Source organism: Deinococcus marmoris (assembly GCF_001949125.1).
Lineage (GTDB): Bacteria > Deinococcota > Deinococci > Deinococcales > Deinococcaceae > Deinococcus > Deinococcus marmoris_A.
This window is the reverse complement of record NZ_MSTI01000137.1, coordinates 31,606-51,299: the sequence shown is the minus strand read 5'-3', so window position 1 is coordinate 51,299 and position 19,694 is coordinate 31,606. Positions and strand designations below refer to the sequence as shown.

At 63.7% G+C, this 19,694-nt stretch carries 22 protein-coding genes and 1 pseudogene; 11 read left to right on the top strand and 12 right to left on the bottom strand.

Annotation, left to right across the window (positions count from 1 at the left end; genetic code table 11):
- A pseudogene (locus BOO71_RS28460) lies at positions 1 to 203 on the bottom strand (hypothetical protein); the annotation flags it as partial.
- A gap of 301 nt (positions 204 to 504) precedes the next feature.
- On the opposite strand from BOO71_RS28460, the gene BOO71_RS19755 reads away from it, so the two are divergent.
- Positions 505 to 2,010: a 2-phosphoglycerate kinase gene (locus tag BOO71_RS19755; protein WP_075835289.1), complete on the top strand. Its 1,506-nt coding sequence runs from the start codon at positions 505 to 507 to the stop codon at positions 2,008 to 2,010.
- Positions 2,011 to 2,119: 109 nt separating this feature from the next.
- On the opposite strand, the gene BOO71_RS19750 is transcribed toward BOO71_RS19755, so the two are convergent.
- The 3 genes from BOO71_RS19750 to dnaJ all read right to left on the bottom strand — a co-directional run bounded on the left by BOO71_RS19750 (position 2,120) and on the right by dnaJ (position 5,884).
- Entirely contained in the window at positions 2,120 to 3,715 is a 1,596-nt protein-coding gene (locus tag BOO71_RS19750; protein ID WP_075835287.1) for a carboxylesterase/lipase family protein, read from the bottom strand.
- Positions 3,716 to 3,838: 123 nt separating this feature from the next.
- A complete protein-coding gene (locus BOO71_RS19745) occupies positions 3,839 to 4,612 on the bottom strand; it encodes an META domain-containing protein (RefSeq protein WP_083653663.1) in 774 nt (257 codons plus the stop codon).
- A gap of 150 nt (positions 4,613 to 4,762) precedes the next feature.
- Positions 4,763 to 5,884 carry a molecular chaperone DnaJ gene (gene dnaJ, locus BOO71_RS19740; protein ID WP_029479682.1) on the bottom strand — a complete coding sequence of 374 codons (1,122 nt, stop codon included), beginning with the start codon at positions 5,882 to 5,884 and terminating at the stop codon, positions 4,763 to 4,765.
- A 302-nt stretch (positions 5,885 to 6,186) separates the two neighbouring features.
- Between dnaJ and uraD the strand changes: the two genes are divergently transcribed.
- Genes uraD through uraH form a run of 3 tightly spaced genes read left to right on the top strand, consistent with a single transcriptional unit; the run spans position 6,187 to position 8,017 of the window.
- Positions 6,187 to 6,750: a 2-oxo-4-hydroxy-4-carboxy-5-ureidoimidazoline decarboxylase gene (gene uraD / locus BOO71_RS19735; protein WP_217694916.1), complete on the top strand. Its 564-nt coding sequence runs from the start codon at positions 6,187 to 6,189 to the stop codon at positions 6,748 to 6,750.
- Positions 6,751 to 6,764: 14 nt separating this feature from the next.
- Positions 6,765 to 7,658 (top strand): factor-independent urate hydroxylase, encoded by an 894-nt coding sequence (gene pucL / locus BOO71_RS19730; protein WP_075835283.1) that lies wholly within the window; start codon positions 6,765 to 6,767, stop codon positions 7,656 to 7,658.
- Positions 7,658 to 8,017 carry a hydroxyisourate hydrolase gene (gene uraH / locus BOO71_RS19725; RefSeq protein ID WP_075835281.1) on the top strand — a complete coding sequence of 120 codons (360 nt, stop codon included), beginning with the start codon at positions 7,658 to 7,660 and terminating at the stop codon, positions 8,015 to 8,017. The genes pucL and uraH overlap by 1 nt, the downstream gene beginning before the upstream one ends.
- A gap of 81 nt (positions 8,018 to 8,098) precedes the next feature.
- On the opposite strand, the gene BOO71_RS19720 is transcribed toward uraH, so the two are convergent.
- The gene (locus BOO71_RS19720) at positions 8,099 to 8,974 is read right to left on the bottom strand and encodes a GNAT family N-acetyltransferase (RefSeq protein ID WP_075835279.1); all 876 of its coding nucleotides are present in this window, start codon (positions 8,972 to 8,974) and stop codon (positions 8,099 to 8,101) included.
- A gap of 354 nt (positions 8,975 to 9,328) precedes the next feature.
- On the opposite strand from BOO71_RS19720, the gene BOO71_RS19715 reads away from it, so the two are divergent.
- The 4 genes from BOO71_RS19715 to mnmE all read left to right on the top strand — a co-directional run bounded on the left by BOO71_RS19715 (position 9,329) and on the right by mnmE (position 13,545).
- Positions 9,329 to 9,940 carry a DUF4258 domain-containing protein gene (locus tag BOO71_RS19715; protein ID WP_075835296.1) on the top strand — a complete coding sequence of 204 codons (612 nt, stop codon included), beginning with the start codon at positions 9,329 to 9,331 and terminating at the stop codon, positions 9,938 to 9,940.
- A 33-nt stretch (positions 9,941 to 9,973) separates the two neighbouring features.
- Positions 9,974 to 10,636 (top strand): restriction endonuclease, encoded by a 663-nt coding sequence (locus BOO71_RS19710; RefSeq protein WP_075835277.1) that lies wholly within the window; start codon positions 9,974 to 9,976, stop codon positions 10,634 to 10,636.
- Positions 10,633 to 12,159, top strand: coding sequence for a hypothetical protein (locus BOO71_RS19705; RefSeq protein WP_075835275.1), 1,527 nt, complete (start codon positions 10,633 to 10,635; stop codon positions 12,157 to 12,159). The genes BOO71_RS19710 and BOO71_RS19705 overlap by 4 nt, the downstream gene beginning before the upstream one ends.
- A 63-nt stretch (positions 12,160 to 12,222) precedes the next feature.
- Complete coding sequence (gene mnmE, locus BOO71_RS19700; RefSeq protein ID WP_075835273.1) at positions 12,223 to 13,545, top strand: tRNA uridine-5-carboxymethylaminomethyl(34) synthesis GTPase MnmE; 1,323 nt, start codon at positions 12,223 to 12,225, stop codon at positions 13,543 to 13,545.
- Between the two features lie 9 nt (positions 13,546 to 13,554).
- Here mnmE and BOO71_RS19695 read toward each other — a convergent pair whose 3' ends face one another.
- The 3 genes from BOO71_RS19695 to BOO71_RS19685 form a co-directional block, all read right to left on the bottom strand.
- Positions 13,555 to 14,046: a DUF4385 domain-containing protein gene (locus BOO71_RS19695; RefSeq protein ID WP_075835271.1), complete on the bottom strand. Its 492-nt coding sequence runs from the start codon at positions 14,044 to 14,046 to the stop codon at positions 13,555 to 13,557.
- Between the two features lie 71 nt (positions 14,047 to 14,117).
- Positions 14,118 to 14,759: a Dps family protein gene (locus tag BOO71_RS19690; protein WP_075835269.1), complete on the bottom strand. Its 642-nt coding sequence runs from the start codon at positions 14,757 to 14,759 to the stop codon at positions 14,118 to 14,120.
- Positions 14,760 to 14,806: 47 nt separating this feature from the next.
- The gene (locus tag BOO71_RS19685; protein WP_075835267.1) at positions 14,807 to 15,706 is read right to left on the bottom strand and encodes an MBL fold metallo-hydrolase; all 900 of its coding nucleotides are present in this window, start codon (positions 15,704 to 15,706) and stop codon (positions 14,807 to 14,809) included.
- A 36-nt stretch (positions 15,707 to 15,742) separates the two neighbouring features.
- Here BOO71_RS19685 and BOO71_RS19680 point away from each other — a divergent pair, with 36 nt between their 5' ends.
- Both BOO71_RS19680 and BOO71_RS19675 read left to right on the top strand, forming a co-directional pair.
- On the top strand, positions 15,743 to 16,714 hold the full coding sequence (locus tag BOO71_RS19680) for a threonine ammonia-lyase (RefSeq protein ID WP_075835265.1): 972 nt from the start codon (positions 15,743 to 15,745) through the stop codon (positions 16,712 to 16,714).
- Between the two features lie 73 nt (positions 16,715 to 16,787).
- A complete protein-coding gene (locus BOO71_RS19675; protein ID WP_075835263.1) occupies positions 16,788 to 17,735 on the top strand; it encodes an aldo/keto reductase family protein in 948 nt (315 codons plus the stop codon).
- Between the two features lie 73 nt (positions 17,736 to 17,808).
- Here the strand turns inward: BOO71_RS19675 and BOO71_RS19670 are convergent, their stop codons facing one another.
- From BOO71_RS19670 to BOO71_RS19660, 3 genes are read right to left on the bottom strand one after another with little or no spacing between them, the layout of a single operon-like run.
- Positions 17,809 to 18,303 (bottom strand): hypothetical protein, encoded by a 495-nt coding sequence (locus tag BOO71_RS19670; RefSeq protein WP_139323067.1) that lies wholly within the window; start codon positions 18,301 to 18,303, stop codon positions 17,809 to 17,811.
- A gap of 3 nt (positions 18,304 to 18,306) precedes the next feature.
- Positions 18,307 to 18,552 carry a hypothetical protein gene (locus BOO71_RS19665; RefSeq protein ID WP_075835259.1) on the bottom strand — a complete coding sequence of 82 codons (246 nt, stop codon included), beginning with the start codon at positions 18,550 to 18,552 and terminating at the stop codon, positions 18,307 to 18,309.
- Positions 18,553 to 18,577: 25 nt separating this feature from the next.
- A complete protein-coding gene (locus tag BOO71_RS19660) occupies positions 18,578 to 19,195 on the bottom strand; it encodes a ParA family protein (protein WP_075835257.1) in 618 nt (205 codons plus the stop codon).
- A gap of 51 nt (positions 19,196 to 19,246) precedes the next feature.
- Between BOO71_RS19660 and BOO71_RS19655 the strand changes: the two genes are divergently transcribed.
- Positions 19,247 to 19,480: a hypothetical protein gene (locus tag BOO71_RS19655; protein WP_439823031.1), complete on the top strand. Its 234-nt coding sequence runs from the start codon at positions 19,247 to 19,249 to the stop codon at positions 19,478 to 19,480.
- Here the strand turns inward: BOO71_RS19655 and BOO71_RS27210 are convergent.
- A complete protein-coding gene (locus BOO71_RS27210; RefSeq protein WP_139323066.1) occupies positions 19,426 to 19,692 on the bottom strand; it encodes a hypothetical protein in 267 nt (88 codons plus the stop codon). The genes BOO71_RS19655 and BOO71_RS27210 overlap by 55 nt on opposite strands.
- Between the last annotated feature and the right edge of the window lie 2 nt (positions 19,693 to 19,694).

The following is a 19,694-nucleotide window of genomic DNA, read 5'->3' as shown; positions in this document are numbered from 1 at the left end:
CCCTTGTCGCTCAATTTGACGTGTGGACGCACCTGCGTCCACACCTCCGCTGCCGTTAAACGGTCACCTTTCAGGTAGCGCTGAACGGCGTCATGAGCAAAATCATCAACGTGGTTGGCAAAATAGGTTTGTGTCCGATTGATCTGTGTTGCAGCCAAAAACTCGCAGTACCGTTGCCGCCCGACTTTTCGAGGTCTTCCCACCAGCCCAGAATTTCAGACTTGCCCAGTTTCGCGTAAGCCCTAATCTGATGACTGGGTGGCTGTTTGCGGTTTAACCCCTCCGCCCCTCCGGGGCACCTCCCCTTAAAAGGGAGGCAAGGGTTTTCTGTGTGACACGTTCAATTGCCACTCTTGGCTCCCTTTAAGGGGAGCTGGCTGCGAAGCAGACTGAGGGGTCCGCCTTCCAGCTCACCCGCACCCCATCACCCTCCCTGCAACTTTCCCGGCTAGACTGCCAGGAACGCCCTTTCCCCTCTCCCCCGTCCCCGAAGGAGCCTTCCCCTTGACCCAGCCTGAACTGCGCATCGGCACGCCCCGGCACGCCTTTCCATTCAGCCGGGGGCTGGTGGTGGAGTCTCTGGTGAACGCTGGGGCTTCAGGAAATGTGGCGGCGGCGGCGGCGCGGCGCATCGAGCAGAATCTGCGGCTGTCGCGGCGCAGTCTGGTCACGCCGGGCGAATTGCAGGCTCTGATGACCGAGGTGGCGCGCGATCTGGCCGGGGAGGACGTGGCGCAGGCCGCCGGGGCGCAGACCCCTGCCTTCGTGGACATTCTGGTGACGGCCAAGAAGGGTGATCTGCCGTTCAGCCGGGGCGTGCTGGCCCGCACGCTGGAGGACACTGGCCTGACCGGGCGCGAGGCCTACGCCACCGCCAGCGCCGTGGACGTGGAGTTGCGCCAGGAGGGCGTGCGGAGCCTGAGCGCCGAGGACATCGACAACCGCACCGAGCGCGCGCTGGCCGGGCGCTACGGCGAACACCTGCGCCTGACCTACCGCTACCTGCGCCGCAACCGGGGCAAGCTGGGCGTGATCAGCAGCGGCAGCAGCATGCCCACGCCGTTTTCCAAGGGCATTCTGGTGCAGTCCATGCTGGCCGCCGGGGTTGCGCCCGACGTGGCCCGCAAGGTGGCGCGCGTGACCCAGCGCGACCTGCGTGGCCAGGAAGACCGGGTGGTCACGCGCACGGCCATCCGCGCCAAGGTGGAGGCCCTGCTGCGCGACGAGGTGGGGCCGGATGTCAGCGCCCGTTACCGCCTGCTGCGCGTGATCCGTCGCCCGCCACGCCCAGTGATCGTGCTGCTGGGCGGTGTCAGCGGCACCGGCAAGAGCTTTCTGGCTGCCGAGATCGCTTACCGCCTGGGCATTGCCCGCGTGGTCAGCACCGATTCCATCCGCGAGGTCATGCGCGCGATGGTCTCCCCGGCGCTGCTGCCCACGCTGCACGCCAGCACCTTCAATGCCTGGGAGGCGCTGCTGCCCCCCGGCACGCCGCGCCCCGAAACCCCCAGCAAGCGGGTATTGCTGGCCGGTTTCCGCGATCAGGTGCAACAGGTCAACGTGGGCCTGGGCGCGGTGGTGGCTAGATCGGTGCAGGAGGGCAGCAGCCTGGTGCTGGAGGGCGTGCATCTGGTGCCCGGCTACCTGCGCGCCGATGCCTTTGCCGGGGCACTGGTGATTCCCATGCTGGTCACCCTGCCCGATCCCGAGGAACACCGCCGCCACTTCCAGAGCCGCGACGTGGAGACCGCCGCCAGCCGCCCCCTGCACCGCTACATGCAGTATTTCGGTGAAATCCGCGCCATGCAGGACGAGCTGGAAGATCTGGCCCGCCAGGAGGACGTGCCGCTGCTGGACGGTCTGACCCTGGACGAGAGCGCCGATCAGGCCGTGGACGTGGTTTTACGGCGCGTGATGGTGGCCCTGACCCCGCAGGAACGCGCCGATCTGCTGGGCGATCCGGGCGACGGCGAGGCCACCGAATTGACGCGGGGATCGGTAGGAGACTGAGACGCGTTGCAGGGTATGAAAGATCACGTCGCCCACGGGTCTGGGATAGATCGGAAGCGCCGACATGGAAAAAGCCCTCTCCCGAAGAAGAGGGCGGGGAGAACTTCCCCTACTTCAGATCCAGCGGCAGCCAGAATGGGCAGCGGTGGTCATTGGAAAACAGGACGCTAGGCTCAACTCCGTCCGGCGTGAAGACCTGCACGTTGTTCTGGGCCGGATCGAAGGTCTTCCAGTCCGCCGACGCAGGCTTACCCGTCTTGATAAACGACACCCACGCCGCGCTGAAGGCGTCCGAGAGCTGGCGCTGGGCGGGGGTGAAATCAGCGAAGTCGGCCAGACCGTCCACCTTGCTCTGGAAGGCGTAGGCCAGCCCGCTGGAGTGGTGCGCGCCCAAACTCGGCAAATCCACAGGGGTCTTGACGATGGTGACCGCGTTCGGATCGTTGAACTCGAAGGCGTAGACGGGCACGTATTTAGACAGCGCCGCGTCCACCCGCAGGGCCGGGCAACTGAACACTGCATCGGTGAAAATGGTGGCAAAGGCCAGCGCGGGCGTGCCGAAGTTGCGGTACGGGTACTGGTTTAAGACCTTGACTGTGTTTGCCGCCCCCACGGTGAGTCCTGTGCCGCCCCAGTACACCACCGGACTAATCGGCTTGCCGTCCGGCGAGGCCACCGAGACGAACAGCCGCCCCTCGTCGTGGTTGGTGCCGTTCATGACGGGCACGCGGTTGAACTGTCCCGTCCCGTAAGCCTCGCGCAATGTCAGCGGCAGGAGCTTCGAAGCGTACACCGGGGACCACACCAGATTGGCCGCCGGGCGCAGGCCAGGAACCTTTGTGGAGAGCAATTTATCTACAGGAGCGGCGCGCAGGCAGGCCAGATCGTCAGTCTTGCAGCCCAGATTCGAGGCGTACTTCTGGTTGCGGTTCTGCGCGTCGGCCAGGGTGACGCTGTTGCCGGGGCTGGTACACAGCCCACTCTGAATGATCGCGCCCCGGAATAGTCCAGCAGACTGCGGCGAGGCCAGATGCGCGCAATTGCTCATGCCGCCCGCCGACTCCCCGGCAATGGTGACTTTGCTGGCGTCACCTCCAAAAGCCGCGATGTTGGTTTTGACCCATTTCAGCGCCGCCTGCTGATCCATCAGACCGTAGTTGCCCGACTGGCCGCCGCCGTCCTCCGCTCCCAGCGCGGGCAGCGAGAGCCAGCCCAGCGTGCCCAGACGGTAGTTGAGCGTGACCACCAGCATGTTGTTTTTCTCGGCCAGCACGGTGCCGTCGTAGCTGTCGCTCGATCCGGTAATGTATGACCCGCCGTGAATCCAGACCATCACGGGGAGGTTGCTGGCGGAGGTGGACCCCTTCGGCGCGTACACGTTCAGGTACAGGCAGTCTTCTTGCCCCTGGATGTCCCCCGGCGTTTCTCCGGGCAGGGCGAACAGTGCAATGACTTTTTGCGGACATTTGCCGCCAAACTTGCTGGCGTCGCGCGGCGTGTTCCAGGCGGCGGCAGGCTGCGGCGGCTTCCAGCGCAGATCGCCCACGGGCGGCGCAGCGTAGGGAATGCCCAGAAAGGTACGAACTGAAGACTGTTGACCGACGACAGCTCCCCCCTCGGTCTGTACAGTGACGGGTTGCTGGGCATGGGCCAGGTTCAGCGAGGCGAGGGCAAACAGAGCAAGTATTGGGAATGGACGGGACATGGGGTAGGCCTCCTGAACAAAGGGCGGTGGACGCGGTGCTGGAACGGGATTTGATTCTCCCGCCAGCATACCGCGCCCACCGCCCCCTCGCCTGGGTTTTCCGTGTTCCAGGCGCTTCCCCGCTCAGTTCACCGGACGCGCCAGCTCCAGCATCTTGCCGGAACGGGTGGTCAGCTTCAGCATCGAGCCAGCCACCTCATAGCCCGTCACTTCGGACAGGTCTTTCAGGAAGGTCTGCTCCTGCTGTGCCAGCGCGGGATCGGTGCAGGCGCGGCGGGTCACGCCCAGTGGCCCGAAGGTCAGCCCGCCGTCCATGACGTCATACTGGCCCATCAGGTTGTTACAGCCCGTGGTGCCGCTCACGCGCCCGCCTTCGCCGAAGGTCAGGGTCAGCAGTTCGTTGCCCTGCCCGCCCACCAGTCGCCAGGTGGCCCGCAGCCTTTTTTCCATCTCGCTTCCCAACGTGAACACCGCCTTTGATGTGCCAGAGGTCAGAATCAATGTATCGCCCACCCGCACGAAGGCGCGGGCCTGGGCCAGCACATTCAGGTAGCGCCGTTCCAGGGTCATCTGCGCCTCGGCGCACAGCTTGCGCGTGGCCGCAATCGGGCCGAGTTTGAGGGTGCCGCCCATCTGAAGATTGTTTCCGAATATGCCGGACGTGCTAAAGACATTGCAGCCGGCAGACCCGGAAACCTGCGTGCCATCTGCGGTGGAAATGCTGGTGCCCAGCAGCTTCAGCGTGGGCGCGTCCAGGCCGCCCGTGGCCACGGTGCCCGCAGCGTCGCTCAGGCGGCTCAGCGTCCAGGTGCCGTCGGCGATCTGCGCGGCAGAAGCGGTGGTCAGGGTCAGGGCGGCGCAGAGGGTCATACAGCGGGTCAAAAGGCTTCGTTTCATATCGTCTCCAGAAATTCACGCCGGGGCGTGTCGAACATCATCTTGACCCGCCCGACTGACGGCGATGTGACCTCCCCTCTCACCAGAACTTGACCAAAAAGAGTGGACTCCAGGCTAAGGCTCGGAGTCCACTGCGAGAAAATCCCTGGCTCAGTCGCCCCGGAAAATCTTACCCACCTTGTCGAAAAAGCCCTCGTGCTTCTCGTTGACCTCGTCGCCCACGGCGCGGGCATAGGCCAGCAGCGCCTCGCGGGCCTCGGGGGTCAGGTCCTTGGGCTTCGGCACGATCACGTCGTATTCCACGATCAGGTCGCCGCTGCCGCGTCCCTGCAAGCGGGGCATGCCCTGACCGGTCAGGCGGTGCAACTCGCCGTACTGGGTGCCCGCCTTGACCTCCACGGCCTGTTCGCCGTCCAGCGTGGGCACCGTGATCTGGCCGCCCAGAGCCGCCTTGGCAAAGCCGATGCGCGCCGGGTAGATCAGGTGTTCCTGCTCGCGGCGCAGGGCCGGGTGGGGTTCCATCTCGATATGCACGTACAGATCGCCGCTGCCCCCCGGTCCCTCGTTGCCCATGCCGGATACGCGAATGCGGTAGCCCTCGTCGATGCCGCGCGGCAGCTTGACGCCCACCTTCTCAGCCTTCAGGGTGCGGCCACGGCCCTTACAGACGGTGCAGGGGTCCTGAATGATCTGGCCCTCGCCCCGGCAGGTGGGGCAGGCTTGCTGGGTTTCCACCACACCGAAGATGGTCCGGGCCTGGGCGCGCACGGCTCCCGCGCCGCCACAGGTGGCACAGGTTTTGGGCGGTTTGCCCCCCGGTTCGGTCTTGCTGCCGTGGCAGTGTTCGCACTCGGTCAGACGGTCCACGACCACCTCGACTTCCTCGCCCGCGCGGGCCTGGAGCAGCGTGACCTGAACTTCTGTTTCCAGATCGTCGCCGCGTGCCGGGCCGCGCCGCCCACGCCCGCCTGCCATACCGCCGAACAGTTGCTCGAAGATGTCCATCGGGTCAAAGCCCGCGCCGCCCATACCGCCGAAGGGATCGCCGCCGGGCATGTTCGCCCCCGGAGCCGAGCCGAAGCGGTCATAGTGGGCGCGTTTCTCGGCGTCAGACAGCACCGAGTACGCCTCGCTGATCTGCGCGAATTTCTCGTGCGCGCCCTCTTCCTTGTTGCGGTCCGGGTGGTACTTGAGGGCCAGCTTGCGGTAGGCAGATTTGATTTCGTCGGCGTTTGAAGTTCTGGTCACGCCCAGTAATTCGTAATAATCCATGTGTCGTATTCCGCCGGGCAGCCTTCATCTTGGGGCGTCATCACTGACTCTGAGGTGCCGGGCCTCCGCTCAATAGGTTAACATGACCACACTCAGGAAAAGTAGGCGCGGCGCAGTCGCGGGTATGCGTCAGGGTGCGGGCGTTGATGTTCGCCACCACTTTCGAGCGTCACGGCAAGGCCACCCTGCACCGGGTCCAAAAATTCCTGACTTGACACCCCGGTCATGAATCCGTAAGATGCAGAGGTCCAATTAGTTAGCCATCTAAGTAGTTTTGCTGCCCCACCCGCCGGAGGAATCTCTTGACCCAAAGTCCTGCCCCCCAACACCCTGCCCACACCGCCCCGCTGAGCCTTGAAGCCGTGAACGCGCTGAGCGCCGACGCCTTTACCGACTACTTCGCCGGGGTGCTGGAGTACTCGCCGCAGTACGCCCAGGCCGCTGCCGCCCAGCGCCCGTTTCAGAATGTCGAAGAGGTGGCCGACGCCTTCAAGGACGCCGTGCAGGCTGATTCCGAGGCCGCGCAGCTCAAGCTGATCCGCGCCCACCCGGACCTGGCGGGTAAGGCGGCGCTGGCCGGAGAGCTGACCGCCGAGAGCGCCCACGAGCAGGCTTCGGCGGGTCTGGACCGCCTGACGCCCGACGAATTTGCAGAATTTGGACGGCTGAACGACGCCTACCACGAGAAATTTGAATTGCCCTACGTGGTCTGCGTGCGCGAAAACGATAAAGACAGCATCTTCGAGGGGGCCAGGCGGCGGCTGGCGAATACTCCCGAGCAGGAAAGGCAGGCCGCCCTGCACGAGATCAGCCGGATTGCCCGGCTCCGCGTTCTGGACCTGATCGCCGACGGCGACGGGAAATAAGGGGAGGAAGCGACATGACGCAGACCACAGACCAGAAGAACGCAGGCGAGAAGGCCACCGTGAAAGTCAAACTCGGCGAGAACAACTACGGCAAGGCCGAAATTAACCTGATGAAGATCAACCGGGGCGGCAAGCGCCACGAGATTCGTGAATTGCAGGTGCGTGTGGCGATGACTGGCGATTTCGATGCCGCGCACAGCAAGGGCGACAACTCCGAACTGGTTGCCACCGATACCGTCCGCAACACCGTGTACGGGCTGGCCAAGGAAGGCTTCACGAGCAGCCCCGAAGTGTTCGGCAAGGAACTGATCGCGCACTTCGTCAAGACCGGCCCCAGGGTGACTGGCGGCTTCATGGAATTCACCGAACACCTGTGGGACCGCGTGCAGGTCGGCGGCCAGGGCCATGACCACTCCTTCGTGCGCCAGATGCCCAAGCGCACCGGGCGCGTGGAGAGCGAGGACGGCAAGGCGTTCAAGGTCACCTCCGGCATTGCCGAGCTGTACGTGCTGAAGACCACTGAGAGCGGCTGGGAAAACTACCTGCTGGAGGAGCGTTTCACCACGCTGCCCGAAACGCACGAGCGTGTGATGGCCACCTTCGTGACCGCCAAGTGGGAGTACAACACCGATGACGTGGACTACGACGCCGTGTGGGACAAGGTCTTTGGACAGCTTCAGGAAACGCTGACCGATCACTACTCGCCCAGCCTCCAGAACACGCTGTACCTGATGGGCGAGGCCGTGCTGTCCCTGTGCCCGGAAATCTCGCGCATCTGGTTCCGCATGCCCAACATGCACCACCTCCAGTACAACCTGGGCCGCTTCGATATGGAAAACAACCTGGAGATCATGCACGTCGATCCCGAACCCTACGGCCTGATGGAAGGCTGGGTCGAGCGCGCTTAATGGCCGCACACGCCGGACTGAGTACGCACGTTCTGGACACCGCGCGGGGCCGTCCCGCGCAGGGCGTTCCGGTCCAGTTGCACCGCATTGAGGGCGAGACGCGCAAGCCGCTCGCGGAGGCGGTCACCAACGCCGACGGACGCACCGACGCCCCACTGATCGAGCGCGGCAGCCTCCAGAGCGGTACCTACGAGCTGACCTTTCATGTGGCCGACTACTTCTCGGACTTCGACGCGGCCACCGATCCGCCCTTTCTGGATGTGGTGACGCTGCGCTTCACGGTGGGCAACCCGGACGCGCATTACCACGTTCCGCTGGTGATGACGCCGTGGTCCTACAGCACTTACCGGGGAAGCTGAGTTTCAGCCTTCAATCCAAACGAGCCGCCCGCGAGACCATCTCGGGGCGGCTTTTTAATCTTGATGCTGAAAAGCAGAAACCTACGCCTCTTCATCCCCGTCCAGCAGGTAGGTCACCATGCTGCGGCAGTGGGTAAAGCCCATGCGGGCGTACAGGGCGCGGGCGGAGTGCAGGTGATCGTGGGCGCGCACGCGCAGGGTTCGCAACTCGGGATGGCTCTGGGCCTCGGCGGCGGCCAGGGCCAGCAGCACGCGGCCCAGGCCCTGACCGCGCTCGGCGGGGTGGACCGCCAGATACGTCACGTCGGCGCGGGCGTCGTCCGGGCTGAATTCCAGCTCGGCAAAGCCCACCGGATGGTTGCCGCGCCACAAGGCCACCAGCCGCACCGTGTCGTCGGCAAAGTGGGCGGCGTACTGCTCGGGGGTCCAGTCCAGGCGTCCGGCCCAGGCGTCCTCGGCGGCGCGGTACAGGGCGCGGTACTCGGCGACGGGCAGGCTGTCCGTGGTCCGCATTCCGTCCGGCACACGGGCACCATGCGAGATCTGGGCCAGCGGCGCGGAATAGAAGGCGGTGCTGTGCAGGGGCGCAAATCCCGCCTTCTCCAGCGCGGTCCGCACCGGCAGGTTGTCGCGGGCACTGAAGGCATAGACAGGCTGGCCATCGGTATGCTGCGCGGCGCGGCCCAGCAGGGCATTCATTGAGCCGCCCTCGCTGCCAGCGTATTCGGCAATGGGGCCTTCCAGCACCAGACCGTCCCGGAAGGGGGACAGGGCGCAGTAGGCGCGCACGCCGTCGTCATCCTCCTCGACCAGACACAGCCCTTCCTCACACTCCAGATGCAGCTCTCGCGGGTCACGGGAATCGGGGGCGAAGACTTCACGTTCGGGGGCAGCGTCCATCCAGTGGAGCAGCGCGAGGACGTCGGGAATATCGGTGGCCTGCATGGAACGGATCATGGGGGTGTCCTCCGTGCGGAAAGGCGAGATGAACTGGCGGCAGCTTGAGGTTCTGCCTTCCAGCCTAGGAGGCGGGACAGGGCGCTGTCTGCCGAGTGCGTCACGTCCTTTTCTGCCGCGCCGTGCTATGCTGGGCGCATGCCCTGAACAGGGTACGACGCCTGCCTCCTCCCAGACACGAAGCCGTGTTTGAGGGGCCTTTTCTTTTTTGGGGGATGCAGGTCAGCAGCTTGACCCAACAAAAAAGGCAGAGGGCAGGGAGGCGGGAACGTTTTTTCGGAGGTGTTCGCCGTGACCAAACAGTCCAGCAAGCCGCTTGGGATCAACCACAACCGTCAGGGAGGCCGCCACAGCGTGCCCGCCGCGCCGCAGAAGTCCCTGCTGGCCGAGGTCCAGACCGGGACCGATCTGCTGGCCCTGCGTGCCCAGTTGTCGCGCGCCGAGAAGGCGGCCCGCCGCGCCCCCACGCCTCTGCCTGCCCGTGTGGTCCGCCCGGCCCCGGTCAAGCCCCAGCGCGAGGTGGAACTGGCCGGAATCGCCACCGACGACTTCAGCCTGTCGCGCGCCCACGCCCGGCTGCGTGACGCCGTGTACGACGCGCACTATCACCTGTGCCCACATGCCATCGGCCACGCCCGCGCCGAAGGGTTTTTAGAACACGACATCATCAATGTGCTGCTGTGCGGACGGGTGCGGGCGGTGTACCCGGAAGACCGGCGCTGGCTGGTCCACGGCTCCTTCGAAGCGTGCGGCGTGGCCCTGCCGCTGCATGTGGTGGTGCAGTACCACCGGGACGGGCATCTGGACATCGTAACGGCCTTCGTGCCCAGGCACCCGCACCACATCATCAGCCGCGCGAGGCTGGCCGTGATGCTGCGCTACGACGACGAGCAGATCAGGGTCCGCACCAGCACGCCGGGCGCAAAGGCGGGGGCGCGCGGGCGGGGGCGCTGGAAACGGAACTGAGATCAGCGCAGGGCTTGAGATAAGCTGAAGTGAATGAACGCCTCCAACATCCCTGCTTTGACCGTTGATCTGCTTAAGCAGGAGGCGCGGGCCTTTGCCGATCAGGAGCGGACGCACCCCGAGCCAGCACTTTTTGGTGTAGACAACGGCAAGCGGATAGGCACGTACCTTGAATCGAAGTTCAAACAATTTCTGCTTGCACAATATTCTTTCCTTATCGGTAACGCCGCAAGTGGTCTTGATCTACCGGGCCTGAACGTGGATATCAAGACCACCAGCCGCAATCAACCCCAATCGTCAAGCCCTTACTCCTCAGCGAGACAGAAGATCTACGGTCTCGGCTACTCGCTGTTAATTTTCGTCTACGAGAAAACTGACGATCATGCCAGCCGAACGGCTGTACTCGATATCCAACAGGTCATCTTCGTGGACGCGTCACGAACGGCAGATTACCAGTTGACAGCCGCGCTGTTGGAAGCCATTCGCCTGGGTGGAAACGCTGACGATCTGGTGGCAATCATGCTGGATCGCAATCTACCTGTAGATGAAATCGCTGTCCGGTTGCTCGCAGACGAGATTCTGCTCTCACCCCCCGCACAGGGATACCTGACCATCTCCAATGCCCTGCAATGGCGATTGCAATACGGCCACGCCCTGACGAATGCTGGATCGATCATGGGGGTAGACCGTCTATGACAGTGGCTGTCAAACCCACCGACAGGATCGAGTATGGGGATTTTCAAACTCCAGAAACACTGGCAGCCAGGGTCATGGAAGTCATTGTAAGAAAGGGCGTGAAGTACCGGACTGCCATTGAACCAACTTGTGGTGTGGGCAACATCCTCTATGCAGCGGCAGATCATCTTCCCGGCATTCAGAGTGCCTTGGGTATCGAGATCAATCCGGTATATGCGGCCCATGCATTGGCACGCCAGAGTGCTGTACCTGTTCAAGTGGAGACTGCGAATTTCTTCAACCTTGATCTGGCAGCCCTCACTCACTCTCTTCCGCAGCCGTACATTTTTGTTGGCAACCCACCCTGGGTCACCAGCGCGGCCATCGGGCAGCTCGGTGGCCGAAATCTGCCTCAAAAAACGAACGCTGCCGGACTCAGCGGACTTGATGCCTTGACTGGCAAAAGTAATTTTGACATTTCAGAATGGATCATGCGGCGCATGCTCGAGATCGTGGCAGGTACAGACAATGCCTGCGCCATGTTGATAAAATCCAGCGTAGCGCGCAAGGTCATTGCATATGCCGCCAAAACAGGGCTGGCAGTGAAAAACTTTGAACTATATAGCATTGATGCAGCGCGTGAATTTGGCGTCTCGGTCAGCGCCTGCCTATTTTTTTTCAGAGGGGCAAGTTCAGCAGGCACTATGAGTTATGACTACACGACTTACGATAATTTAGAGGGCAAGAGTCCAACGCAAAATTTCTATATTGATGGGTATTTTGTTACCGACCATCAATCATATCGGGAGACCCAGAAATATTCCATGTCAACCAGAGGAGAATGGCGTTCAGGTATCAAGCATGACGCCGCCAAAGTCATGGAGCTGCGGTGCTTGGACAATAATCTTATTACTGCTACAGGCGATACTCTCGACATTGAATCCGACTTGGTATACCCATTTCTCAAAAGCTCGGATATAGCGAAGGGAAATCTCATACCGCGCCTATATACAATTGTTACTCAACACTTTATTGGAGAAGATACCAATTTCATCAAAAAGACTTATCCACACACATGGTCATATCTTGAGCAGCATCGTCAGGTGTTTGATATGCGAAAAAGCTCGATTTACAGAGGGAAACCAACATTTTCAATTTTTGGAGTGGGTGATTACTCGTTTGCACCCTACAAAATTGCCATCTCTGGACTCTACAAGACATTACATTTTACGCTGCTAGAACCTCTTGACGGAAAACCAGTTATGGTAGATGACACCTGCTACATCCTCAGTTTTTTTGATCGAATAGCTGCCCTCATCCACCTTTGCGCGTTTCAGCATCCTGTCAGTGGCAATTTTTTCAGGTCACGTATCCAGTGGGATGAAAAGAGACCTGTGAAGAAGGACATTCTGGACAGTTTCGATGTCATCTCATTTATCCGTGATTATAAGGAAGAAATAGCGATCACTGCACAGCAGTATGGTGTTACCAGATCTGAATTTGATTTCTGGTACAGCCGTCAGCTCCCAGACCGCCTATTCTGACCGACAGATGATCGCGTCCGCGCACAGCTTCCCCGGCCCCTCTCCCCTGCTACCCTTGGCCCCGTGACCCGTTCTGGCCTGTCCGACACCATCGCCGCCATCGCCACCGCCCCTGGCAGCGCGGGCGTGGGCATCGTGCGGGTCAGCGGGCCGGACGCGTTGAACGTGGCAGACGGCGTATTTAAGGGCAAGCGCGCACCCTCCAGAACGGCAGGTGGGCGTTTTCTCTTTGGGGAACTGATTGCGAACGACGGCGAGGTGCTGGACGAGGGGCTGTGTCTGGTGTTCCGGGAGCCACGCAGTTACACGGGCGAGAATGTGGTGGAACTGCAATCGCACGGCAGCCCGGCAGTGCTGAGCCGCGTGCTGGCACGGGCACTGGAACTGGGCGCACGCCCCGCCCGTCCCGGCGAATTCACGCTGCGGGCGTACTTGGCTGGCAGGCTCGATCTGGCGCAGGCCGAGGCCGTGCTGGGGCTGGTGGAAGCCCAGACCGACGGCGCGCGGCGGCAGGCCAGCCTGGGGCTGTCCGGGGCGCTGGGCGCGCGGGTGGCGCGGGTGGCCGCTGGGCTGATCCGCGCCCTGGCCGCCATTCAGGCCATGCTCGATTACCCGGAAGAAGGCGTGCCGGACGAGGACCGCGCCGAACCGCTGGCCCAGGCCCAGGCCGAGTTGGAGGCGCTCCTGGCCAGCGCGCGTGCCGGACAGGTCAGCACGCGCGGCGCACGGCTGGCCCTGATCGGGCGGCCCAATGCTGGGAAAAGCAGCCTGCTGAACGCCCTGGTGGGCTTCGAGCGCAGCATCGTGACGCCCACACCCGGCACCACCCGCGACTATCTGGAGGCCGGGCTGGAACTGGCAGGCGTGCCCGTGACGCTGGTGGACACGGCGGGCCTGCGCGACACGGTGGACGAGATTGAGGCGGCGGGCGTGAGGCAGGCACGGGCGCTGGCCGAGGCCGCCGATCTGGTGCTGGTCTTGGAGGACGGCAGCACAGCGCGCGAGGAGTTGCCGCTGGACGTGACTGGCACGCCCGCCCGCGTTATCCGGCTCAGAACGAAAAGCGATCTGCCCGCCGCGTGGACAGATTCGGAGTTGCTGGACGTGAGCGCGGTGACGGGCGCTGGCCTCCCCCAGTTGCGCGAGGCGGTGCGGGTGGCCCTGCTGGGAGACGCCGCACGCGGCGAGGCGTGGCTGACCACCGAGCGTCAGGCGGACGCGGCGCGGCGGGCGCTGGGGCATGTGCAGGACGCCCAGACCCTCCCCGACGATCTGGCAGGCTATGAACTGGAGGAAGCCCTGCGCGCCCTGGCCGAGATCACCGGACAGGACGTGCAGGAGGATGTGGTGGACGCCGTATTCCGCAACTTCTGCGTGGGCAAGTAAAAGCTCCGTTCATCCGTACTTCGCGCGGTGTGCCTTCTTCAGGCGCGTGTATTCCTCGTTCGCCTCCGCCTCATCCCATTTCGCCTTGAAGATGCGGGCGGACTCGGCTTTCACGGGGTCTTCGGGCTGGCGGGGCAACTCGGCGCGGCCATGTGCGCCACTCTGGCCCTTTTTATCGTCGGGGACGGGGCCGTCGTATTTCTTACCACCCTTGTGGTTGGCGTAGCGGCGGGCACGCGTAAAGCCCATCTGCAAAAACTTGCGGGCCATATCCGCGCCGACGAAATCACCAGCTTTCAGATACTGCTCGAACAGGGCGTAGATGGCCTCGCTGCTCTCACGGGCCGCGTCCGGCGTGGCAAAGCGCCAGTGGGGCAGAATCTCACCCTTGTACGGCTGGACCAGCAGTACGCCCTGCTCGCCCCTGCCGACGCGGTACAGCTCTGGCTGGGCGCGCAGGTCCAGTTCGGCGTAATTCAGGTCATAGTCGAACTTGGGCATGCGCTCTCCTCCAGAAGGTAAAAAAACAGGCCGCCCAAACGCTCTGGCGGCCTATCCTCTTGCTCAAAACCTCAGTTCAGACGGTCATCGTCCATGATCGCCTGAAGCATCCAGCGGATCTTGTCGATGGTGGCCGCGTAGCCGTTGTACATGTCGGAAGTGGCGGGGTCGTTGGCTGCGTCCACGGCCTTGCTGTCGTCGCGGTAGCCCCTGGACACGCGGGTCAGGTCGCTGACCAGATCGGCCACCTGGGCGCGGGCGTCACGCACGGTTTCGGTGGGGACCTTGACCACGCTGAAGCGCTCCAGATCGCTGGGCGCGGCGATGGGGCTGCCGCCCAGGGCCACCAGACGCTCGGCCTGCTCGTCGATGCCGGGGAAGATTTCCTCGATGAACTCGTCATAGGCCAGATGCAGATCACGGAAGAAGCGCCCCCGGATGTCCCAGTGGTACTTCTTGAACTTCAGGTACAGGGTGATGGTGGTGGCGAGGTTGCGCTGCAATGTCTCGGCCACGGTGTCGAACTCGCTCTCCGTCAGGTAGTTGTGGTCCACCAGGGCGTTGAACGCCGTATCCAGATGGGCCGCGTCGGCCTTGGCCTCGCCGCTGGGGGTCACACCGGGCTTGCCGGCCTTGGCCTTGCTCGCCTGATCGGCGGCGCTTTTGCTGGCCTTGCTGGGCGTGGAGGGATCAGTCTTGCTCTTCTTGGTCATATCCCTACGCTACTCCCAGCGTCCCCGCGCGGGCCATTTGAGTTCCTTTACGCTTGTGCGCTGAAGATGAGTTTATTGTCCAGAACCTTCATCTCCACCTGCCCTGATTCCAGCAATTCGGTCAGGTGGGCGCTGATCACGGCGCGGTTGAGAAGGACAGCCCCGGCGTTGCTCATCTCGACATCCAGTGCGCCGCAGACGCGGGCCAGCAGTTCGTCGATGCTGGCCTCTCCCCCGTTCACCGCATCCAACACCGCCTCTGTCGTGCGTTCATAGGAGGCGAGGTTGACCGCCACCATTCCAGCTAAATCATCCGATGACTCGCCGTGGCCCGGCAGTACGGTGCGAACGCCTTCCAGTTCGGCCAGTTTCGCGGCACTCTGCTTCTGCAATCCCGAATCGGCGCAGAAGGTCAGCGGGTGTTTGGTCAATACATCGGGGCCGAACAGGGCGTCGGTGGCGTACAGCACCTCGCCCACGCGCACGGCGTACATCATGGAAGCGTGCCCGGCCACCTCGATCAGCTCGATATCGGCCCCACCGATGCGGCACAGACCCGGCTCAGGGGCAAGGCGGGCAGGGCTGGGCGGCGCGAGCAGGAATTTGTTCTGCAACTCGCGCGGCGGGCGTGCGCCGAACAGCGTGAGCGGCTCCAGAATCGGATGGGTGATGATGGCGTCTTCCAGCGGTGGGGCAAAGACTTTCAGTTCGGGAAAGCGCCCCAGGATGAAAGCGTTCCCGCCGTGGTGATCGGCGTGACTGTGAGTGTTCAGGATACCGCTGGGAACAAGGCCCGCCTCTGCCACCGCCCGCAGCAGCTTGCGCGCGTGCGAGTCGTCCAGGCCAGTATCCACCAGCAGGGCGTCCGTTTCCCGGCCCACCACCACGAAACTGTTGACCGCGCCGGGAAAGTAGAGGACGCCGGGGGCCAGGGCAATCAGGGGCATGTCAGACAGGGTAGCGTGGAGGCAGGAGGCGCACCTATGACCCTCAATGCCGAAATGCTCGTCACCCTGGCCGACATTCAGGCCGCCCAGACCCGCCTGAACGGCTGGGTAGGCCGCACGCCGCTCATCGCCTTTCCCAACGAGGAACTGTGGCTCAAGGCCGAGAACCTGCACCCCACCGGGGCTTTCAAGTTGCGCGGAGCCTTCAACAAGCTGCTGTCGTTGACGGCTGATGAACGGGCCAGGGGTGTGGTGGCCCATTCCAGCGGCAACCACGCGGGGGCGGTGGCTTACGCGGCGCGGGCGCTGGGCATTCCGGCAGTGGTGGTCATGCCGTCCGGTGCGCCACAGACCAAGCTGGCCGCCACCCGTGCGTGCGGCGCGGAAGTCGTGCTGGTGGGCAACGCCAGCGAGGAACGGGCCGCAAAGGCCAGAGAACTTGCGGCGGAGCGCGGCCTGACCCCGGTGCCGCCCTACGACGATCCGCAGATCATCGCCGGGGCCGGGACGGTGGGGCTGGAGATTCTGGAGGACCTGCCCACCGTCGGCACGGTGCTGGTGCCGGTCAGCGGCGGCGGGCTGATTTCCGGGGTGGCGACTGCCATCAAAACCCTGCGCCCGGATGTGCGCGTGATCGGTGTGGAACCCGAACTGGCGGCGGACGCGCAGGCCAGTCTGCGGGCCGGGCAGCGTGTGAACTGGGACCCGGCGCAGGTGGCCCGCACCCTGGCCGACGGCCTGCGCGTGACGACACTGGGTGAGCTGACCTGGGAACACATCCGCGCCCATGTGGACGACATCGTGACCGTCAGCGAGGCGCAGATGCGGCGGGCGGTGCGGGACACGGCCCTGCGCGCCCGACTGGTGGCCGAACCCAGCGGCGCAGTGACGGTGGCGGCAGCCCTGTACTGCGGGTATGACTTTGGCCCTGGCCCGGTGGTGGCGGTGGTCAGCGGCGGCAATCTGGACGTGGGAACGCTGGGGGAATTGCTGGGGGAAGAGGGGTAAACACCTTCGCCCGGCCTTCACCCAACTTTGAATCTGGCCTCACTCCATGCTTTAAGAGTTAAAGTAGCAACTTATGGAATACCGGAATCTGGGCAGGAGTGGTCTGAAAGTCAGTGAAGTCGCGCTGGGCGGCTGGGAAACCTACGGCGCGGGCGTGGACGATCAGAAGATGGTCCGCGACATCGTGACGGCGGCCTACGAGGGCGGCGTGAATTTCTTCGATCAGGCCGATATCTACGCCAGGGGCCGCAGCGAGGAACTGATGGGCACGGTCCTCAAGGAATTGCCCCGGCACACGCTGGTGCTGTCCAGCAAGGTGTTCTGGCCCATGAGCGACGATGTGAATGACCGGGGCCTGAGCCGCAAGCATGTGCTGGAAAGCATCGGCAAGACCCTCAAGCGTCTGGAAACCGATTATCTGGACATCTATTTCGCCCACCGCTATGACCCCGACGTGCCGATGGAAGAGATCGTGATGGCCTTCGATCAGGTGGTCCGCAACGGTCAGGCCATGTACTGGGGCACGTCCATGTGGCCCGCCGCGCGCATTGCCCAGGCCGTGGAATTCGCCCGCGCCAACGGCCTGCACGGTCCCGTGACCGAGCAGCCGGAATACTCCATGCTGCGCCGCGAACGCGTGGAGAAGGAAATTCTGCCCTACACCGCAGGCGCAGGCATCGGCCTGGTGGTCTGGAGTCCGCTGGCGATGGGCCTGCTGACCGGCAAGTACGACGACGGCAAACCGGAAGGCGCACGCCTGACCGAGAAGGAAAACTGGGGCAAGAACTTCCTGACGGAAGAGAACATCCAGAAGGTGCGTGACCTGAAGCCGATTGCCGACGATCTGGGCATCACGCGGGCGCAACTAGCGCTGGCATGGTTGCTGCGCCAGCCGGGGGTCAGCAGCGTGATCACCGGAGCCACCAAGGTTTCCCAGATTCAGGACACCGTGAAAGCGGGCGGCGTGCGCCTCAGCGACGACGTGCAGCAGAAGATCGAGGAAATTCTGAACCCGGCGTAAACGGCGAAGGAATCTTCAACTGCCCTCTCCCGCGCGGAGGGGGCTTTTTGCTGTCATGCACAGGTCTGGCGATTCAGCGCACGTCGTCCCACAACGCCAGCGCCGAGCCGACGATCACCGAGGCCAGCGCCAGAAAAAAGACCACCCGGCCCAGCGGTTCGGCCAGATTCAGCGCGTCCCAGCCGCCCAGCAATTGCCACCAGTCATGGGTATCGGGATCGCCTGTAATCAGGTCCAGATTGCGGGTGGGCGCGTCGCGGATGTAGGCGGACACCCCCGCGAAGGATTGCCCCAGCCACAGCGTCACGATGCCCGCCGCGTAGCGGTCCCCGCGCAACAGGAAAGCGGTGATGCAGGCGGCGGGGATCAGCAGTTGAAACAGGCTGCCGCCCAGCAGCGTGACCGTTTCACCCACCCAGATCAGCAGAACGTGGCCCGCCTCGTGGAAGATCAGATTGACCAGATCGAGGGGGTGGCCCTGGAGCGGGTGAATGACGCCAGGGACGATAAAAATAAGAGCCACGAGCAACCCCGCGATACGTGCCGCCTTGCGCTGAAGCGGGGTCACCGTTTACGCCCGTTCGCGCAGCCACGCCAGCAACAGGTCTTCCACCAGTTCGCTGACGCTCTCGGCGGTGTCGCCGTCGCGCCGGACCTCGCGCCACACGGCCCGCAGCGTTTCCTTGCGGATGTAAACGACTTCCACGCGTTCGCCGGATTCGCCCTTGTGGCGGCCATCGGGCGCAGGGGCGGCTTTGCGGAGGCTTTCTTTCCTGCCCTTCTTCGATTTGCCGTCCAGATAATCGAAACGTCCCATCAGCCGTGCCCCAGCAGCAAGAACCTCACAGCAGCTCCCGCGATAGGGCCAGGATGTCGGCCCAGGCCACGGCGGCGCGGGTGTCACGCACGTCGCGGGCCAGCGTTCCCAGTTCGGCAGCCTTCTGGTACGCGGCGTACTGGCGCACGAGGGTGTTGCAGACGGTCAATCCCTCGTCGCGCAGGTTCTCGCGGGCGTCCTCTCCGGCGTGGCCCACGGGCGGCACGCGGGTCAGGACGATACGGGTTTTGCGGCCCACATCGCCCGCCTCCAGCAAGAAGTCCAGCAGGTCAAGGGTGGAGTCCAGTTCCAGCGCACTCACGCCGGACGGGACCAGAATCAGGTCCGCGCGTTCGGAGAGGCGACGCAGTTCCTTGCGTTTGGGGCGGCCCTCGGTGTCGATCAGAACGGCATCGGCAGCCGCCAGTTTCTTGGGTTTCACGTCGTCCGGGGTCAGCACGGGAAAGCTCAGGCCAGCCTCTCCAGCACGCTCAGCCCAGCGCAGGCTGCTGCCCACGCGCCCGTCCTCGTCGATCAGAACGGTGGACAGGCCGCGCTCGGTGAAGGCTCCGGCCAGATGGACCGCCAGCGTGCTTTTGCCCACGCCTCCCTTCTCGGACGTGATGGCAAGGACGCGGGACATGGAGGGAGCGTAGCAGACGGGCCAGGAGATTGCGTCAGGCATGATGGGGGCATGGATATGGACGCCGAACGCCTGGAAACGCTGATGGCCGCCGAAGTGTACTGGACGGCGCTGGCGATGAAACAGCAGGGCAGCCGCTTTTACCGCGCCATCGGCGAGGCGCTGGAGGCCGCCGACGTGCCCAACCGCCGCCTGATCTACCAGACCTGGCCGGACGCCGTGTGGGACTTCTATCTGCGCGGTTTGCGTCTGGAAGCCGGAGAGTCCTCGCCGTCCTGGGGATGATTGTCCGGCTGAAAGATGGCAGCGTAAAAGGCCGTGCGGACCAGCGTACCCAGGGTCTGGAGGGGGCCGCTGGGCCGATTTTCCTGCACTCGCTGGCGCTGACGGGCCTTTCTGGCCTGGGCTTCCGGCTCGGTGCCGCCGTCCGGCTGACCGATCACTCCCAGGAACAGGGCGCGGAACACGGCCCAGAGAGAGCTGAGGACATTTCGCATCG

Excerpts from the sequence above, each read along its gene's own strand:
- BOO71_RS19750 (WP_075835287.1), bottom strand. The coding sequence starts at position 3,715 with ATGTCCCGTCCATTCCCAATACTTGCTCTGTTTGCCCTCGCCTCGCTG.
- BOO71_RS19745 (WP_083653663.1), bottom strand. The coding sequence starts at position 4,612 with ATGAAACGAAGCCTTTTGACCCGCTGTATGACCCTCTGCGCCGCCCTG.
- dnaJ (WP_029479682.1), bottom strand. The coding sequence starts at position 5,884 with ATGGATTATTACGAATTACTGGGCGTGACCAGAACTTCAAACGCCGAC.
- pucL (WP_075835283.1), top strand. The coding sequence starts at position 6,765 with ATGACGCAGACCACAGACCAGAAGAACGCAGGCGAGAAGGCCACCGTG.
- uraH (WP_075835281.1), top strand. The coding sequence starts at position 7,658 with ATGGCCGCACACGCCGGACTGAGTACGCACGTTCTGGACACCGCGCGG.
- BOO71_RS19720 (WP_075835279.1), bottom strand. The coding sequence starts at position 8,974 with ATGATCCGTTCCATGCAGGCCACCGATATTCCCGACGTCCTCGCGCTG.
- BOO71_RS19710 (WP_075835277.1), top strand. The coding sequence starts at position 9,974 with ATGAACGCCTCCAACATCCCTGCTTTGACCGTTGATCTGCTTAAGCAG.
- BOO71_RS19705 (WP_075835275.1), top strand. The coding sequence starts at position 10,633 with ATGACAGTGGCTGTCAAACCCACCGACAGGATCGAGTATGGGGATTTT.
- BOO71_RS19695 (WP_075835271.1), bottom strand. The coding sequence starts at position 14,046 with ATGCCCAAGTTCGACTATGACCTGAATTACGCCGAACTGGACCTGCGC.
- BOO71_RS19690 (WP_075835269.1), bottom strand. The coding sequence starts at position 14,759 with ATGACCAAGAAGAGCAAGACTGATCCCTCCACGCCCAGCAAGGCCAGC.
- BOO71_RS19685 (WP_075835267.1), bottom strand. The coding sequence starts at position 15,706 with ATGCCCCTGATTGCCCTGGCCCCCGGCGTCCTCTACTTTCCCGGCGCG.
- BOO71_RS19680 (WP_075835265.1), top strand. The coding sequence starts at position 15,743 with ATGACCCTCAATGCCGAAATGCTCGTCACCCTGGCCGACATTCAGGCC.
- BOO71_RS19675 (WP_075835263.1), top strand. The coding sequence starts at position 16,788 with ATGGAATACCGGAATCTGGGCAGGAGTGGTCTGAAAGTCAGTGAAGTC.
- BOO71_RS19665 (WP_075835259.1), bottom strand. The coding sequence starts at position 18,552 with ATGGGACGTTTCGATTATCTGGACGGCAAATCGAAGAAGGGCAGGAAA.
- BOO71_RS19660 (WP_075835257.1), bottom strand. The coding sequence starts at position 19,195 with ATGTCCCGCGTCCTTGCCATCACGTCCGAGAAGGGAGGCGTGGGCAAA.
- BOO71_RS19655 (WP_439823031.1), top strand. The coding sequence starts at position 19,247 with ATGGATATGGACGCCGAACGCCTGGAAACGCTGATGGCCGCCGAAGTG.
- BOO71_RS27210 (WP_139323066.1), bottom strand. The coding sequence starts at position 19,692 with ATGCGAAATGTCCTCAGCTCTCTCTGGGCCGTGTTCCGCGCCCTGTTC.